At 72.1% G+C, this 15,781-nt stretch carries 13 protein-coding genes; 6 read left to right on the forward strand and 7 right to left on the reverse strand.

The features are described from left to right. Positions 1–72: 72 nt before the first annotated feature. The 3 genes from hrcA (at position 73) to JQC91_RS04510 (ending at position 3,405) form a co-directional block, all read left to right on the forward strand. The gene (gene hrcA, locus JQC91_RS04500; RefSeq protein ID WP_203285600.1) at positions 73–1,128 is read left to right on the forward strand and encodes a heat-inducible transcriptional repressor HrcA; all 1,056 of its coding nucleotides are present in this window, start codon (positions 73–75) and stop codon (positions 1,126–1,128) included. A gap of 8 nt (positions 1,129–1,136) precedes the next feature. Continuing rightward, a complete protein-coding gene (locus tag JQC91_RS04505) occupies positions 1,137–1,733 on the forward strand; it encodes a nucleotide exchange factor GrpE (protein WP_203285601.1) in 597 nt (198 codons plus the stop codon). Positions 1,734–1,932: 199 nt separating this feature from the next. Next, a complete protein-coding gene (locus JQC91_RS04510; protein ID WP_203285602.1) occupies positions 1,933–3,405 on the forward strand; it encodes a calcium-binding protein in 1,473 nt (490 codons plus the stop codon). A gap of 16 nt (positions 3,406–3,421) precedes the next feature. Here JQC91_RS04510 and mutS read toward each other — a convergent pair whose 3' ends face one another. After that, positions 3,422–6,016, reverse strand: a complete 2,595-nt coding sequence (gene mutS / locus JQC91_RS04515) for a DNA mismatch repair protein MutS (protein ID WP_203285603.1) — start codon at positions 6,014–6,016, stop codon at positions 3,422–3,424. 66 nt (positions 6,017–6,082) lie between these two features. Between mutS and JQC91_RS04520 the strand changes: the two genes are divergently transcribed. Beyond that, the gene (locus tag JQC91_RS04520; protein WP_203285604.1) at positions 6,083–6,922 is read left to right on the forward strand and encodes a haloacid dehalogenase-like hydrolase; all 840 of its coding nucleotides are present in this window, start codon (positions 6,083–6,085) and stop codon (positions 6,920–6,922) included. Here the strand turns inward: JQC91_RS04520 and JQC91_RS04525 are convergent. Beyond that, positions 6,919–7,443 (reverse strand): inorganic diphosphatase, encoded by a 525-nt coding sequence (locus tag JQC91_RS04525; RefSeq protein ID WP_203285605.1) that lies wholly within the window; start codon positions 7,441–7,443, stop codon positions 6,919–6,921. The two genes, JQC91_RS04520 and JQC91_RS04525, sit on opposite strands and share 4 nt — an antisense overlap. A gap of 185 nt (positions 7,444–7,628) precedes the next feature. Between JQC91_RS04525 and JQC91_RS04530 the strand changes: the two genes are divergently transcribed. Both JQC91_RS04530 and JQC91_RS04535 read left to right on the forward strand, forming a co-directional pair. Further along, complete coding sequence (locus JQC91_RS04530; RefSeq protein ID WP_203285606.1) at positions 7,629–9,899, forward strand: NADP-dependent malic enzyme; 2,271 nt, start codon at positions 7,629–7,631, stop codon at positions 9,897–9,899. Positions 9,900–9,970: 71 nt separating this feature from the next. Beyond that, positions 9,971–10,858: an NAD(P)-dependent oxidoreductase gene (locus JQC91_RS04535; RefSeq protein ID WP_203285607.1), complete on the forward strand. Its 888-nt coding sequence runs from the start codon at positions 9,971–9,973 to the stop codon at positions 10,856–10,858. A gap of 18 nt (positions 10,859–10,876) precedes the next feature. On the opposite strand, the gene JQC91_RS04540 is transcribed toward JQC91_RS04535, so the two are convergent. The 5 genes from JQC91_RS04540 to JQC91_RS04560 form a co-directional block, all read right to left on the reverse strand. Next, positions 10,877–11,773 carry an SMP-30/gluconolactonase/LRE family protein gene (locus JQC91_RS04540; protein WP_203285608.1) on the reverse strand — a complete coding sequence of 299 codons (897 nt, stop codon included), beginning with the start codon at positions 11,771–11,773 and terminating at the stop codon, positions 10,877–10,879. 1 nt (position 11,774) lies between these two features. Next, on the reverse strand, positions 11,775–12,497 hold the full coding sequence (locus JQC91_RS04545) for a cytochrome b561 domain-containing protein (protein WP_343069902.1): 723 nt from the start codon (positions 12,495–12,497) through the stop codon (positions 11,775–11,777). 43 nt (positions 12,498–12,540) lie between these two features. Continuing rightward, positions 12,541–13,401 (reverse strand): carbohydrate ABC transporter permease, encoded by an 861-nt coding sequence (locus tag JQC91_RS04550; protein WP_203285609.1) that lies wholly within the window; start codon positions 13,399–13,401, stop codon positions 12,541–12,543. Further along, on the reverse strand, positions 13,401–14,318 hold the full coding sequence (locus JQC91_RS04555; RefSeq protein ID WP_203285610.1) for a sugar ABC transporter permease: 918 nt from the start codon (positions 14,316–14,318) through the stop codon (positions 13,401–13,403). Before JQC91_RS04555 ends, JQC91_RS04550 begins: the two co-directional genes overlap by 1 nt. A 134-nt stretch (positions 14,319–14,452) precedes the next feature. Next, positions 14,453–15,781: an extracellular solute-binding protein gene (locus JQC91_RS04560; RefSeq protein WP_203285611.1), complete on the reverse strand. Its 1,329-nt coding sequence runs from the start codon at positions 15,779–15,781 to the stop codon at positions 14,453–14,455.

The raw sequence follows: 15,781 nt of genomic DNA on the forward strand, positions 1-15,781 counted from the left end.
GATTGACCCGCCCGGTCGCGCCGAATACATGCCGTCGGCCCGCGCGACCGGCGGGTTCCTGCAGAAAGCGTCATGGACCAGACCCCAGACCTCCTGTCCGAGATGAACGACCGCTCCCGCGAGGTCTTCCGCCGGGTGGTCGAGGGCTACCTGTCGGACGGCGAGCCGGTGGGGAGCCGGACGCTGACGCGGAGCCTGTCGGAGCAGGTCTCGGCGGCGACGGTGCGCAACGTGATGCAGGATCTCGAGCTTCTCGGCCTGCTGCGCGCGCCGCACGTCTCGGCGGGCCGGGTGCCGACCGAGCGGGGGCTGCGACTCTTCGTGGACGGGCTGCTGGAGGCCAAGCTGGGCGAGGACGACCGCGAGGCCATCGACGCGACGATGGGCGGCGCCGCCGACGCGGCCAAGCTGCTGGACCGGGTGGGCGGGGCGCTGTCGGCGATCACGGGGTCGGCCTCGCTGGTGCTGGCGCCCAAGCGCGAGGCGCCGATCCGGCACATCGACTTCGTGGGCCTCGCCCCCGACCGGGCGCTGACGGTGCTGGTCTTCGCGGACGGGCACGTGGAGAACCGCGTCTTCGCGCCGCCGCCCGGCGCCACGCCGTCGTCGATGCGCGAGGCGGCGAACCTGCTCAACGCGCTGATCGAGGGGCGGACGCTGTCGGACCTCAAGGGGCTGATGGCAACGGACGTGGCCGCGCGCCGCCGCGAGATCGACGCGCTGGCCGCCGACCTGATCCAGAGCGGCCTCGCGGTCTGGGAGAACCGGGGCGAGCGCGAGGAGCGCCTGATCGTGCGCGGGCGCTCCAACCTGCTGGAGGCCGACGTCGAGGGGCTGGACCGCATCCGCGCGCTGTTCGACGACCTCGAGCGCAAGCGCGACATCGCCGAGTTCCTCGAGCTGGTGGAATCTGGCGAGGGCGTGCGCATCTTCATCGGCTCCGAGAACAAGCTCTTCTCGCTCGGGGCCTCCTCGGTCGTGGTGTCGCCCTACACCGACCCCGACCGCCGCATCGTCGGCGCCGTGGGGGTCATCGGCCCCACGCGCCTGAACTACGGCCGCATCGTCCCGATCGTGGACTACACGGCCCAACTCGTCGGCCGGATGCTGTCCGGCCCGCAATCCTGAGGACCATCATGGCTGATCCCCGCGAGCACGACCCCGAATCCTTCCTCGACGACCCGGAGGCCGTCGAGGAGGAGGATCTGGACGAGGAGGTCGAGATCACCGGATCGCCCTCGGGCGCCCCGTCCAACGACGACGCGGCCCCGTCGGCGGCCGTCGAGGCGGTCATCGCCGAGCGCGACGAGATGCGCGACCGCATGATGCGCGCGCTGGCCGAGGCCGAGAACGCGCGCAAGCGGGCCGCGCGCGACCGCGACGAGGCCAGCCGCTACGGCGGCACCAAGCTGGCGCGCGACCTGCTGCCGGTGCACGACAACCTCAAGCGCGCGATGGAGGCCGCCGAGGGCGTCGCGGGCTCGGAGGCGATCCTCGAGGGGCTGCAACTGACGCTGCGCTCGCTGGAGGACACGTTCGAGAAGCACGGCGTGACCGTCGTGGCCCCCGCCGAGGGCGACGTGTTCGACCCCGAGATCCACGAGGCGATGTTCGAGGCCCCGGTGCCCGGCACGGTGAAGGGCCAGGTCATCCAGCTCGTGTCCGAGGGGTTCCTGCTGCACGACCGGCTGCTGCGGCCCGCGAAGGTGGGCGTCTCCTCGACCCCCGCCTGATCCGCCGATCGGGCCGTCCCGCGTCGGCAGCGCCGTGCCGACCGGCGCGGGACGGGCTTGGATGCGCGGAGAGCGGCGCAGCCGCGCGGGCCGCTGCGGCGGCGGACGGCCCATCGCGGGACGCGCGGTGGGCGCGCCTCGCGGGAGGGGGGCGGCAGCGGGTTGAAGGGCGCGACCATCCTTCAACCGGAGACCTCCCATGTCCGACCGCGCCAACCTGTCCACCATCACCGAGACCGTCCTCGCCGACGAGGGGATCCAGTTCCGCGTCTCCGACGCCGACCTCGCCGGGGCCGAGGACGCCGCCGAACTGATGAACGACGTGATCGCGGCCGCGATGGCGGCCACGGGGGTCAACGACGACGGGCGGCTGACGCCCGAGGACCTCGCCGCGCTGTCCCGCCACATCCGAGCGGACGACGCGCTCTACGCCGACTTCCTCGAGGGGCACGGCGACGACGAGGGCGACCTCGAGACGGGCTACCACCTCGTGCAGGGCGACGGGGGGACGTCGCTCTTCCAAGGGCGCCGCCTCGTCGACACGATCGGGGACGCGATCTACCACGTCGGCTTCCGCATCGTGGACGGACGCTTCCAGAACGAGGACGGGGACCAGAACGAGACGGTGGCCGACGTGGCGGGCTGGCTGAACTGGTTCGTGAACGGCGAGAACGTCGTCTACGGCTCGAACGCGTCCGAGACGCTGAACTCCGGCACCTACTCCGTCTCGCTCGCCGCCGCGGAGGACGAGGTGTTCCTCGCGGGCGGCGGCGACGACTCCGTGTGGGCGAGCTACGGCGACGACACCGTCGACGGGGGGTCCGGCGACGACGTGATCGGCGGGCAGGAGGGCGACGACTCCCTCGCGGGCGGGACGGGCGCCGACTCCATCTGGGGGGGCGAGGGCGACGACCGGCAGAAGGGCGAGGGCGGCGACGACGTGCTGGGGGGCCAAGCCGGCGACGACCGGCTCTCGGGCGGCGACGGCAACGACCGGCTCGCGGGCGACGACGGCGCGGACCGGCTGAACGGCGGGGCCGGGACCGACACGCTCTGGGGCGGGGACGGCAACGACCGGCTCGCCGGCGGGACCGGGGCGGACAGCCTCGCGGGCGACGAGGGCCGCGACCGGCTCTCGGGGCAGGACGGCATGGACACGCTCTGGGGCGGCGACGGCGCGGACCGGCTCTATGGCGGGGACGACGCGGACCGGATCGGCGGCGGCGCGGGGGACGACCGCGCGTCGGGCGGGGACGGGAACGACCTCGTGACCGGCGAGGAGGGGGACGACGTGCTGCGCGGGAACGACGGCGCCGACACGGTGACCGGCGGCGACGGGCGCGACCGGATCGACGGGGGCGCGGGCGCCGACCTGCTGCTCGACTGGGAGGAGGTGGACGCGGCGGACGTGTTCGTCTTCGGCACCGGGGACAGCGGCCTCGGGAGCGGGGCGGACACCGTGCGCGGCTTCGACAGCGGGCAGGATCAGCTGGACCTGCGCGGCTACGGCGACTTGGAGTACGCGGGCGCGGCCCTGTCGGGGTCCGGCGCGTCGGTCGCCTTCGCGGACCGGACCCTGCAGGTCGACCTCGACGGGGACGGCGCCGCGGACGAGGTGGTGATCCTCGAATGGGTGGACGCGATCGGCGCGGACGACCTCATCCTCGCGTGACGGCGCGGGGCTGGCCCTACCCGGTCAGCCCCTTCAGCTCGTAGAGCAGGTCCAGCGCCTCGCGCGGGGACAGGTCGTCGGGGCGCAGGTCGCGCAGGCGCGCCTCGACCCCGCTGTCGCGCGGCGGGGCCGGGGCGGGGGCCGCGCGGAACAGGGGCAGGTCGTCGATCAGCGCGGCGGGCTGGGCGCCCTGCTCCCCCTCCTCCAAGGCGCGCAGCACCTCGCGGGCGCGGGAGACCGCCGCGTCGGGCAAGCCCGCCAGCTTGGCCACTTGCACCCCGTAGGAGCGGTCGGCGGCGCCCTCGCGCACCTCGTGGAGGAACACGACGTCGCCCTCCCATTCCCGCACGGCCACGGTCCGGTTCTCGACCCCGTCGAGCCGGGCGGCCAGCGCGGTCAGCTCGTGGTAGTGGGTCGCGAAGAGCGCGCGGCAACGGTTCACCTCGTGCAGGTGCTCCAGCACGGACCACGCGATCGACAGGCCGTCCCACGTCGCGGTGCCGCGCCCGATCTCGTCGAGGATCACGAGGGAGCGGTCGTCGGCTTGGTTCAGGATGGCCGCCGTCTCGACCATCTCGACCATGAAGGTGGACCGCCCGCGGGCGAGGTCGTCGGAGGCGCCCACGCGGGAGAAGAGGCGCGACACGACGCCGATCTCGGCGGCATCCGCGGGGACGTAGCTGCCCGCCTGCGCGAGCACCGCGATCAGCGCGTTCTGGCGCAGCCACGTGGACTTGCCGCCCATGTTCGGCCCCGTCAGCAGGCGGATCGCGGCGCCGCCGTCGGCGCCCATCTCGCAGTCGTTGGCGACGAAGGGCTCGCCCGTGCGGCGCAGTGCGGCCTCCACCACCGGGTGGCGCCCGGCCTCGACGCGGAAGCCGCGCCCGTCGTCCACCTTGGGGCGGCACCAGCCGCCTTGGCGGGCGAGGTCGGCGAGGGCGGTAGCCACGTCCAGTTCCGCGAGGGCGGCGGCGCAGGCGCGCAGCGCGTCGGCGGCCGCGAGGCAGGCGTCGCGGAGGCGGGCGAAGACCCGCGCCTCGATCTCGGCGGCGCGGCCCCCGGCGTTGAGAATGCGCGTCTCGAGGTCGGACAGCTCCAAGGTCGTCCAGCGCAGTTGCGACGCGGTGGTCTGCCGGTGGATGAAGGTCTCCGGCAGGGCGCGCATCGTCGCCTCGTGGGTGACGGTCGTCTCGACGAAGTAGCCCAGGACGTTGTTGTGCTTGACCTTGAGCGAGGCGATGCCGGTGAGGTCGCGGTAGGTCCCCTCCAGCGACAGGATCACGCCGCGCCCCTCGTCGCGGAGCGTGCGCGCCTCGTCGAGGTCGGCGTCGAACCCCTCGGCCACCATCCCCCCGTCGGACAGGCGCACCGGCGGGGCGGCGACGAGCGCGTCCGAGAGCAGCCCCTCCAGCGCCGCGTCCCCGGCGAGGCCGGACAGGTCGAGGAGGAGGTCCGTGGCGTCCAGCGCGCCCCGCAGGCGCGCGCCCGCCGCGAGGCCGTCGCGCAGGGCCGAGAGGTCGCGGGGGCCGCCCCGCTCGACCGAAAGGCGGGAAAGGGCGCGCTCCATGTCCGCCGTGCCGCGCAGGGCGGCGCGGACGTCCTCGGCGCGGTCGGAGTGGTCCACCAGCCAGCCGACCGCGTCGAGCCGCGCGCGGATCTCGGCCACGTCCGTCGAGGGCGCGCCGATGCGGCGCTCCAGCAGGCGCGCGCCGCCCGCCGTCACGGTGCGGTCCACGCTGGCGAGCAGGGAGCCCGCGCGCCCGCCCTCGGGGCCGCGCACGAGTTCGAGGTTGCGGCGCGTGGCGGCGTCGATGCGCATCGACGCTTCGGCGCGCTGCACCATGGGGGGCCGCAGGGCGGGCAGGCGCCCGCGCTGGGTGGTGCGGACGTAGCCCACGAGCGCGCCCATCGCCGACAGCATGGCGCGGTCGAACGTGCCGAACCCGTCGAGCGAGGCCACGCCGAACGCCTCGCGCAGCTTGTCCGCCCCGTTCGCGCTGTCGAAGGCGGGGGCGCCCAGTTCGGTGAGCGCGCAGCCCTGCGCCTCGGCCAAGGCGTCGAGGGGGGCCGTCGCCTCGGCCACGCAGAGTTCCGACACGCCGAGGCGGGCGATCTCGGGGCCGAGCGCATCCGCCGGGCAGTCCGCCACGCGGAAGGCCCCCGTCGAGATGTCGGCCCACGCCAGCGCGCCCGCGCCGCGCACCTCGCCCCACGCGGCCAGCCAGTTGGACGCCCGCGCCTCCAGGAGCGCGTCCTCTGTCAGCGTGCCGGGGGTGACGACGCGGACGATGCCGCGCTTCACCACCGCCTTGGACCCGCGCTTCTTGGCCTCGGCAGGGGATTCCAGCTGCTCGCAGACCGCGACGCGGTGGCCGCGGCGGATCAGCGTCATCAGGTAGGACTCGGCGGAGTGGACCGGCACGCCGCACATCGGGATGGGCCGGCCCTCGTGCTTGCCCCGCGTGGTCAGCGCGATGTCGAGCGTGGCCGCCGCCGCCTCCGCGTCCGCGAAGAACAGCTCGTAGAAGTCGCCCATCCGGTAGAACAGGAGGGCGTCGCCCGCCTCCTCCTTGATCCCCAGGTATTGCGCCATCATCGGCGTCGCGGCCATGCGTGTCCCTCCCCGCTGCCGGTCTAGAGGGGGGGAACCGGGACCGGAAGGGCGCGTTCGGCCCGCATGGCCGCCAAGCATCCCCACATCCCCCGCATCCTGCTCGCCTTCGACTTCGACCGGACGCTCGCCACCGACAGCGTCGAGGCGATCTGCGCGGCCTACGGCATCTCGCGCGACGAGTGGGAGCAGGAGTTCGAGGCGCCGCTGGGCGACGGCTGGGACGAGATCGTGCGCCGGGGGCAGGCGCTGATCGACCTCGGGCGGGCGAAGGACCGCCCGCTGTCCAAGGCGGTGATGCGGGACGCGGCGGGGGAGATCGACCTGTATCCCGGCGTGCTGGAGATGCCGGACCGGCTGCGGCAGGCGGCCGCGGAGGTCACGGACTGCGAGCTGGAGTTCGTGGTCCTGTCCTCGGGCTACGACGAGATCATCGCGGAGACGGGGGTGGCGGACGCCTTCGACCGCATCCTCGCCTCGGGCTTCGAGAGCGACGAGGAGGACCGCCTCTTCTGCGTCAAGCGCATCGTCGGGCACCCCGCCAAGGCGCTCTACCTCGAGGCGCTGGGCAAGGGCCTGCCGCTCGACGGGTCGAACGCGCCGGAGCGGGCGGGCGAGCGGGTGGAGGACGCGGACATGCACTGCCCGTTCGACCAGATGATCTATCTGGGCGACGGGGCGTCGGACCTGCAGGCCTTCGCCTTCCTCACCGGGGCGGGGGGCCTTGCCATCGCGCTCGACAAGGACGGGGACTACGCGCGGGACGCGGACCCCACGCCCGCGCAAAGGGTCGATGCGGTGCTGCGACCCGACTACTCCGAGGGCGCGCCGCTCTACGAGGCGCTGCGCCACGCGGTGCTGTCCTGCGCGCACCGCATCGCGCTCCGGGGGACGGAGCGGGGCTAGGCCTCGCCCATCGCCTCGCGGAGCATCTCGCGCGCCGCCTCGCGGTCGCCGCGGCCCACCTTGCGGAAGTCGCGCTCGATCATCGCGTTGTAGCTGTCGAAGAACCGCTCCATGTCCCAGACGAAGCCCGAGCGCATCTGCTCGAGGTCGTCGTAGTCCGAGAAGATGCGGCTCATGCCCGCGATGGCGACGACGCGGTCGTTGCGGACCATCTCGCCGTCCTCCTCGTTCTCCATCTGCAGCACGCCGATCACCCGCGCGTCGATCAGCGCGCCGTGCGGCACCGGCCCGTCGGTCAGCAAGAGGATGTCGAGCGCGTCGCCGTCGGGGGCCTTGGTGTTGGGGACGAAGCCGAAGGAGAAGGGGAAGCGCATCCCCTCGGGCAGCGAGAGCGCGATCTTGAACAGGCCGGAGGGGTCCAGCTCGTACTTGTGGCGGCTGTCCATGGGCGTCTCGATGAAGACGTTGATGGAGCCGTCGTCGTTGAGGGCGGGCACGGATTCGAGGGCGGTGGCGAACATGGGCGGTCTCCGGGTGGGGCGGGGGTCCAATGCGCGGGACCGCCCCCCCGTTTCGCCGCCCCCTCATCTTGGCGGAAATACCTCGGGGGTGAGGCCGCAGGCCGAGGGGGCGGCGCCCCCTCCCGGCGGTTGCCCCCCTCGACCCCCTCGCCCATGGTGTCCGGACGGCAGGGGAGGAGACCGACATGCCCGACAGCAAGGGCCGCGGCCGCGTCACGCGGGAGGAGGCGCTCGCCTACCATCTGGAGCCGCGGCCGGGGAAGCTGGACATCCAAGCCTCGACCCCGATGGGGACGCAGCGCGACCTCAGCTTGGCCTACTCGCCCGGCGTGGCCGTCCCCTGCGAGGAGATCGCGGGCGATCCCGCGCTGGCCTACGACTACACGACGAAGGGCAACCTCGTGGCGGTCATCTCGAACGGGACCGCCGTCTTGGGCCTCGGCAACCTCGGGGCGCTGGCGTCCAAGCCGGTGATGGAGGGCAAGGCCGTCCTCTTCAAGCGGTTCGCGGACGTGAACTCGGTCGACATCGAGCTGGACACCGAGGACGTCGACGAGTTCGTGCAGGCCGTGCGCCTGATGGGGCCGACCTTCGGGGGCATCAACCTCGAGGACATCAAGGCGCCCGAGTGCTTCATGATCGAGTCCCGCCTCAAGGAGGTGATGGACATCCCCGTGTTCCACGACGACCAGCATGGGACCGCCGTAATCTGCGCGGCGGGGCTGATCAACGCGCTGCACCTGTCGGGCAAGCGGATCGAGGACGTGCGGATCGTGCTCAACGGCGCGGGCGCGGCGGGGATCGCCTGCATCGAGCTGCTCAAGTCGATGGGGGCCAAGCACGAGAACTGCATCACCTGCGACACCAAGGGCGTCATCTACCAAGGCCGGACCGAGGGGATGAACCAGTGGAAGTCGGCCCATGCCGTCGCCACGGACCTGCGGACGCTGGAGGACGCCATGGCCGGCGCGGACGTGTTCCTCGGCGTGTCGGCCAAGGGGGCGGTGACGCCAGCGATGGTCGAGAGCATGGCCGAGGATCCGGTGATCTTCGCCATGGCCAACCCCGACCCGGAGATCACGCCGGAGGAGGCGCATGCCGTGCGCGCGGACGCCATCGTGGCGACGGGGCGCTCGGACTACCCCAACCAGGTCAACAACGTCTTGGGCTTCCCCTATCTGTTCCGGGGCGCGCTGGACGTGCATGCGCGGGCCATCAATGACGAGATGAAGATCGCCTGCGCGCGGGCCTTGGCCGACCTCGCGCGGGAGGACGTGCCCGACGAGGTGGCGGTGGCCTACGGGCGCAAGCTGACCTTCGGGCGGGACTACATCATCCCGACGCCGTTCGACCCGCGCCTGATCCACGTCGTGCCGCCCGCCGTGGCGAAGGCGGGGATGGACACGGGCGCCGCCCGACGGCCGATCGTGGACATGGAGGGCTACCGCGACGCGCTGGCCCGGCGGATGGACCCGACGGCGAGCATCCTGCAGGGCATCTCGGCCCGCGCGCGGGCGGCGCAGGCGCGGATGATCTTCGCCGAGGGCGACGACGAGCGGGTGCTGCGCGCCGCCGTGGCCTACCAGCGGCAGGGCTACGGCAAGGCGCTGGTCGTCGGACGCGAGGACGACGTGCGCGAGAAGCTGTCGGCGGCGGGCCTGTCGGACGCGGTGCGGGAGCTGGAGGTCGTGAACGCGGCCAACACCCGGCACCTCGACGCCTACAAGGACGCGCTCTACGCCCGCCTCCAGCGGCAGGGCTACGACGCGCAGGACGTGCACCGCATGGCGACGCGGGACCGGCACGTGTTCTCGGCGCTGATGCTGGCGCACGAGCACGGCGACGGGCTGATCACCGGGGCCACGCGCAAGTCGGCGCAGGTGATGGACCTGATCGGCCACGTGTTCGACGTGGACGAGACGACGGACGCGGTGGGGATCACCGCGCTGATCCACCGGGGCCGCATCGTGCTGATCGGCGACACGCTGGTGCACGAGTGGCCGGACGAGGAGGAGCTGGCGCTCATCGCCGAGGCGGGGGCCAAGGTGGCGCGCGCGCTGGGGCTGGAGCCGCGGGTGGCGTTCGTGTCGTTCTCGACCTTCGGCTACCCGGTGTCGGAGCGGGCGACGAAGATGCACCGCGCGCCCAAGGTGCTGGAGGCGCGGGGCGTGGACTTCGAGTACGAGGGCGAGATGACGGTGGACGTCGCGCTCAACGCGGACATCGCGGCGAACTACCCGTTCTCGCGGCTGACGGGGCCGGCAAACGTGCTGGTGGTGCCCGCGCGGCACTCGGCCTCGATCTCGACCAAGCTGATGCAGGAGATGGCGGGCGCGACCGTCGTGGGGCCGATCCTGACGGGCGTGGACCGGCCGATCCAGATCGCGTCCACGGGGTCCACGCAGTCGGACATCCTGAACATGGCGCTTCTGGCGGCGTGCCGCGTGGGGGTCTGAGCGGCAGGGGGCCCCGCCCTCGGCCCTGCGGGCCGCCCCCGGAGTATTTCTGGAACATCGAAGGTGGCGAGATGACGGAGACGGTGGTGGCCCTGATCGGGGCGGGCGCGATGGGGCAGGCCATCGGGGGACGGCTGTTGGAGTGCGGGGTCGGGGTGCGGGTGTTCGACCGCAACCCGCCCAAGCGCGCCGCGCTGGCGGAGAAGGGGGCGGTGGACTGCGCCTCCGCCGCCGAGGCCGGGCAGGGGGCGGACGTGGTGCTGACCTCGCTCAACTCGGCGGAGGCGGTGCGCGCGCTGACCGTGGGCGAGGACGGGGCGCTGGGCGACGCGACGATGGTGATCGACATGTCGTCGATCGATCCGGATGCGACGAGGGGCTTGGCCGAGGAGGCCGAGGGCCGAGGGGTCGCGTGGGTGGACTCGCCGCTCTCCGGGGGCGCGCCCAAGGCGGCGAAGGGGACGATGACGCTGATGCTGGGCGGGTCGGAGGCGGCCTGCGCCGAGGCCGAGCGCCGCGTGCTGACGCATCTGGGCGCGAACATCACGCGGATGGGGCCGTCGGGGGCGGGGCAGGCGACCAAGCTGGTGAACCAGGTGCTCTGCGGCATCCACTTCCTCGCCACCGCCGAGGCGACGGCCTTGGCGGAGCGGACGGGCGTGGACGCGGCGCTGATCCCGCAGGCCTTGGCCGGGGGCCGCGCGGACAGCGCGATCCTGCAGGAGTTCATGCCCCGCATGGCCGCGCGCGACTACGAGCGGACGGGGCGGATCGACAACATGATCAAGGATCTGGAGGGGGCGCACGCCTTGGCGCGCTCCACGATGACCGCCATGCCCGCGACGGCGCTGGCGCTGGAGGTGCATCGGATGCTGACGGCGTGGGGCTGGGGCGGCGAGGACGAGGTCGCGCTGATGGAGATGTTCGGCGGCCCGGACGAGGCGCGGCGGCCGGGATGAGGATGGGGTTCTACCCCATCATGGCCATTGCACCCCGCGGCGGGCGAGGGCGACCGAGTAGATCGAGGTCGTCCCCGTCATGTAGAGGACGTGCTTCCTGCGCCCGCCGAAGCACAGGTTGCTGACCGTCTCGGGGACGAGGATCTTGCCGAGCAGGGTCCCGTCCGTGTCGAAGCAGTGAACGCCGTCGCCCGCCGAGGACCAGAGCAGCCCGTCCTCGTCGCAGCGGATGCCGTCGGCGATGCCGACGTCCGGCTTGGCGAAGTCGCGGCCGTTCGCGGGGCGCCCGTCCAACATGTCGTAGACGCGGATGTGTTGGGGGTCGTCGGACCACATGCGGCCGGTGTCGGCGACGTACATCAGGGACTCGTCGGGCGAGAGGCAGAGGCCGTTGGGGCATGCCATGTCGGTGACCACCTGCTCCAGCGCGCCGGTCGCGGGGTCGAGGCGGTAGACGACGCGCGCGTTCTCCTCCTCGGCGCGCTCGCCTTCGTAGTCCATCATGATCCCGTAGTGCGGGTCGGAGAAGAACACCGTCCCGTCCGAGGCCACGATCACGTCGTTGGGGGAGTTGAGGGGGCGCCCCTCGTAGGAATCGGCCAGCACGGTGATCGTGCCGTCCCATTCGGTGCGGGTCACGCGGCGGGTCCGGTGCTCGCAGGAGATCAGGCGTCCCTGCCGGTCGCGAGTGTGGCCGTTGGCGTTGTGGGACGGGCGGCGGTAGGTCGAGACGCCCGTCTCGGGCGACCAGCGGTGGATCGTGTCGTTGGGGATGTCCGAGAAGAGCAGGCACCCCGCGTCGCCGAACCAGACCGGCCCCTCGACCCAGTCGAACCCGGTTGCCAACCTCTTGACCGGGGCGTTGCCCAGCACGAAGCGGTCGAAGCGGGGGTCGTGGGATTCGAAGAAGGCCATCTTACTCTCCGGGGTGGTGGCGGTCGCGCCGGGGCGCGCGGGTGTTGCCGGGATGGTTGGGGTCCGGCCCCCAGATCGCGCGGTAGGTGTCGACCACCATGCCGCGCCGCTGGAGCAGGACGAAGATGACCGCGAGGCCGGACCACCACAGGCCGAGGACCAGCCACATCCAGCGCGGCGCGTTCGCCTGCCAGAGGCCCGTGGTCACCGTGACGACGGAGAGCAGGAGGACGGAGTAGCCCACCGTCTTGTGGAACCGCTCGAAGGCGAGGCGGCGGGGGGTCATGTCGTAGTGGTCGCCCCGGAAGCGCCCCCGTGGGTCGTTCGGGCCGCCCTTGGAGCCGCGGAAGAGGCCCGAGAGGCCCTGCGCCGCGCCGAGCGCGATGATCGCCCATCCGAGCCAGCCGTGCAGGTCCACCCACGCCGTCGCCGAGGGGGAGGGCGGGGCGTAGAGGACGAGCGCCATGCCGACGCCCATCAGCGCGAGCGACGTCCACTGGGCGGTCAGGTGCGTTCGCCACCAGACCCGGCTGTCGATCACCTCGGGGTAGCGCTGCCGGGGCAGCACCTTGAAGAAGCGCGCCGCGATGACGCCGATGGGGACGAGCACGCCCCATGCGAGGACCATCGCGCGCCCGTGCCATGCGATGCCGACCGAGACGTCGTGCGGGCGCGTCGCGTCGATGGAGGCGAGCAGCCAGTCGAGGAGGGCCGGGGCAATCACGGGCAGAGCCTCCGTGTCGCGCCTCCCGTGTGGAGCGCGCGGCTCATCCCTTGACCGCCCCTGCGGTCATCCCGGTGATGATCTGCCGCGAGGCGACCAGCGTGAACAGGATGGGCGGGACGGCGAGCAGCATGCCCGTCGCCATGATCGCCCCCCAGTCGATGGAGTATTCCGTGATGGAGTTCACGATCACGACCGGCACCGTCCGCGTGCTGCGGTCGGAGAGCGCGTTGGCGAGCAGGAACTCGTTCCACGCGATGCGGAAGGTGAAGATCGCCGCCGCCGCCAGCCCCGGCTTGATGAGCGGCAGGACCACGAGGAAGAAGGTGCGGAACGGCCCCGCCCCGTCGATGCGCGCGGCCTCCTCCAGCTGGACGGGGACCTGCACGATGAAGGACTGCAGGATCCAGATGACGAAGGGCAGGTTCATCGCCACGTAGACGAGGATCAGGCCCCCGCGCGTCCCGTCGAGGCCATACTGGAACGTCCAGATGCCGAAGACCGGCACGAGCAGCACGGCGGGCGGGACCATGCGGACCATCAGCGTCGTGAGCGAGGTGACCCCGCGCCCCATGAAGCGGAACCGCACCAGCGCGTAGGCCGCCATGCAGCCGAGGATCAGCGTGATCGCGGTGGAGACGGACGAGATGATGAGCGAGTTGACCAGCGCCCGCCCGAAGGTCCTGTCGCAGCGGCGGACGTGCTCGGGCTCGTACCAGAGCCAGTCGCAGAGCACCGTCTCGTAGTTCTGGAGCGTAGGGACGAAGAAGAGGGCCGACGTTCCTTGGATGATGTCGACGTTCAGCTTCAGCGACGTCGCCAGCATCAGCCAGATCGGCCCGACGGCCATCAGCACGAGGCAGATCAGCAGGACGTAGAAGGCCGGGTTGGGCGCGCGGTCCATCAGCCGACCTCCGCTTCCTTGGCCGCCGCGAGGCGGGCGGCGCGGGCGTCCGCCCACCGGGTGTAGCCGAACATCGCGATCGTCAGCGCGAGGAGCAGGAGGAGCAGGAGGTTCGACATGGCCGAGGCCACCCCGAGGTCGCGGAACTCCTGCGCCGTGCGGGCGATGCGGAGCGCGACGATCTCCGTCGACAGGCCCGGCCCGCCGTTGGTCAGCACGAGGATCACCTCCAGCACCTTGAAGGCGTCGATCAGGCGCAGCAGCGCGGTGACGATCAGCACCGGCATCATCAGCGGGATCTTCACGTGCCAGATCAGCTGCCAGCCGTTGGCGCCGTCGATGCGCGCGGCCTCCATGGCGGAGCGGGGCAGCGACTGGAGCGCGGCCAAGGCGAGGATGAAGATGAAGGGCGTCCACTGCCACACGTCGGCGATGATGATCGACGCGAAGGCCCAGTCCCCGTCCGACAGCCACGGGGCCGGGGGCAGGCCGAGGTCCGTGAGCGTGCGGTTCAGCGTGCCGACGGTGGGGTGGTACATGTAGCGCCACATCAGGCCGACGACGATCGGCGCGATCATCATCGGCAGGATGAAGACGGTGCGCAGGACGGTCATGCCGCGCAGCTTGCGGTCGAGGAGGAGCGCGAGGCCCACGCCGAGGACCATCTCGATGGTGACGACGATGGCGGCGAAGCGGATGGTGACCCAGAAGCTCTCGCGGAAGGCCGCGTCGCCCAGCAGGTACGCGTAGTTGCGCAGGCCGACCCACTCGGCCTCGCCGATGCGCTGCGAGGGGTTCCAGTCGAGGAACGAGGCGTAGATCGCGTAGCCCAGCGGGTAGAGCAGCGCCACGACCATCACCGCCACCGCCGGGGCGAGGAACAGGTAGGGCGTCAGGCGGGAGGCGTTGGCGAGCATCGAGGCGCGATCCGTACGGGGTGGGGTCCATCGTCCCCGGTCCCGGCCCGACGACCTCGTGGGGGCAGGCCGCGGCGGTTCCGGGGACGATGGGGGAGGGGGCCGGCCCGCTCGCGGGCCGGCCCTGTCTCAGGTCACTCGGCGTCCTGCCAGACGTAGTAGCCGGCCTCGTCCATCAGCGCCTGCGTCCGCTCGGCCACGCCGTCCAGCGCCTCCTGCGGGTCGAGGCCCTCGGTCAGCACCTGGCTCATGGTGGTGCCGATGTCCGAGTTGATCTGACCCCAGGTCGGGATGATCGGGCGCCAGTCGGGGTCGGCGTACTTCAGCGCCTCGCCGAAGGTCTCGGCATAGGGGAAGGCGGCCTGCACCTCGGGATCGGCATAGGTCGAGAAGCGGGACGGGTTGCCCCCCTCCATCGCCACCAGCTTGTCGCCCGCCTTGGAGGTGAGCCACTGCATCAGCAGGAAGGCCGCCTCCTTGTTGGGGGCGTTGGCGGGGATGGCGAGGCCGAAGCCGCCGGTCTGCGACGCGCGCTGCACGCCCATCGGGTGGAGCGCGTAGCCGACGTTGCCCGCGACCGTGGACTGGCTGGGATCCTCGAAGCCCGCCGCGAAGGCGATGGAGTCGAGGAACATCGCCGCCTGACCGGCCTTGAAGGCCGCCGCGGCCTCGGACGGGCCGAAGGTGGTGCCGCCCTCGGGGCCGCAGTCCACGATGGTCTTCAGCGCGTTGGCCGCGGCCACGCCCGCCTCGTCGTTGATGCGGGGCTGCCAGTTGTCGTCGAAGACGCGCCCTCCCAGCGGGGCGAGGTGCAGCAGGAAGGCGTGGGACGCTTGGTGGCCGGAGGCCGCGCGGGACGCCATGCCGCCCATGCCGGGCTCCAGCTCGGGGATCTGGCAGGCGATCTCCAGCAGTTCGTCGTAGGTCTCCGGCGCGGCGATGCCGTGCTTCTCGAAGATGTCCTTGCGATAGGCGAGGACCGAGGTCTCGGAGCCGAACGGGATGCCGTAGGCGGAGCCGAGCTGGCCGGGCAGGTAGCCCTTCTCGCCGCCCGCGACGCCGATATTCTGGACGTAGCCGGGGATCAGGTCGCCTTGGTCGTAGGTCGGGTCGGCCAGCGCCGGGTTCATGAAGTACTTGGCGAGGTTCTCCAGCTGGTCCGCGTAGACGTAGTCCGCCTTCGAGAACACGACGTAGGAGATCAGGTCGTAGTCGCCCTCGTCCTTCGTCAGCTCGAGCGTCTGCGCCTCGCGCATCCGCAGGTACTGCAGCTGGTCGACCTCGACCTCGATGCCGGTCTGCTCGGTGAACTCGTCGAGCACCTCGATCGCCGCGTCGTAGTGCGGGTGCGCGGGGAACATCACGGTGACCGTGGTGCCGGCGTAGGGCTCGTAGGGGTTCGCCAGCGCGGTGCCGGCGAGGAGGGCCGCGCCGAGCGCGCCCCCGGTGATCGTCTTCAGCAT

Origin of the sequence: Jannaschia sp. Os4 (assembly GCF_016820245.1) — a bacterium.
In the GTDB taxonomy this organism is placed as follows: Bacteria; Pseudomonadota; Alphaproteobacteria; order Rhodobacterales; family Rhodobacteraceae; genus Jannaschia.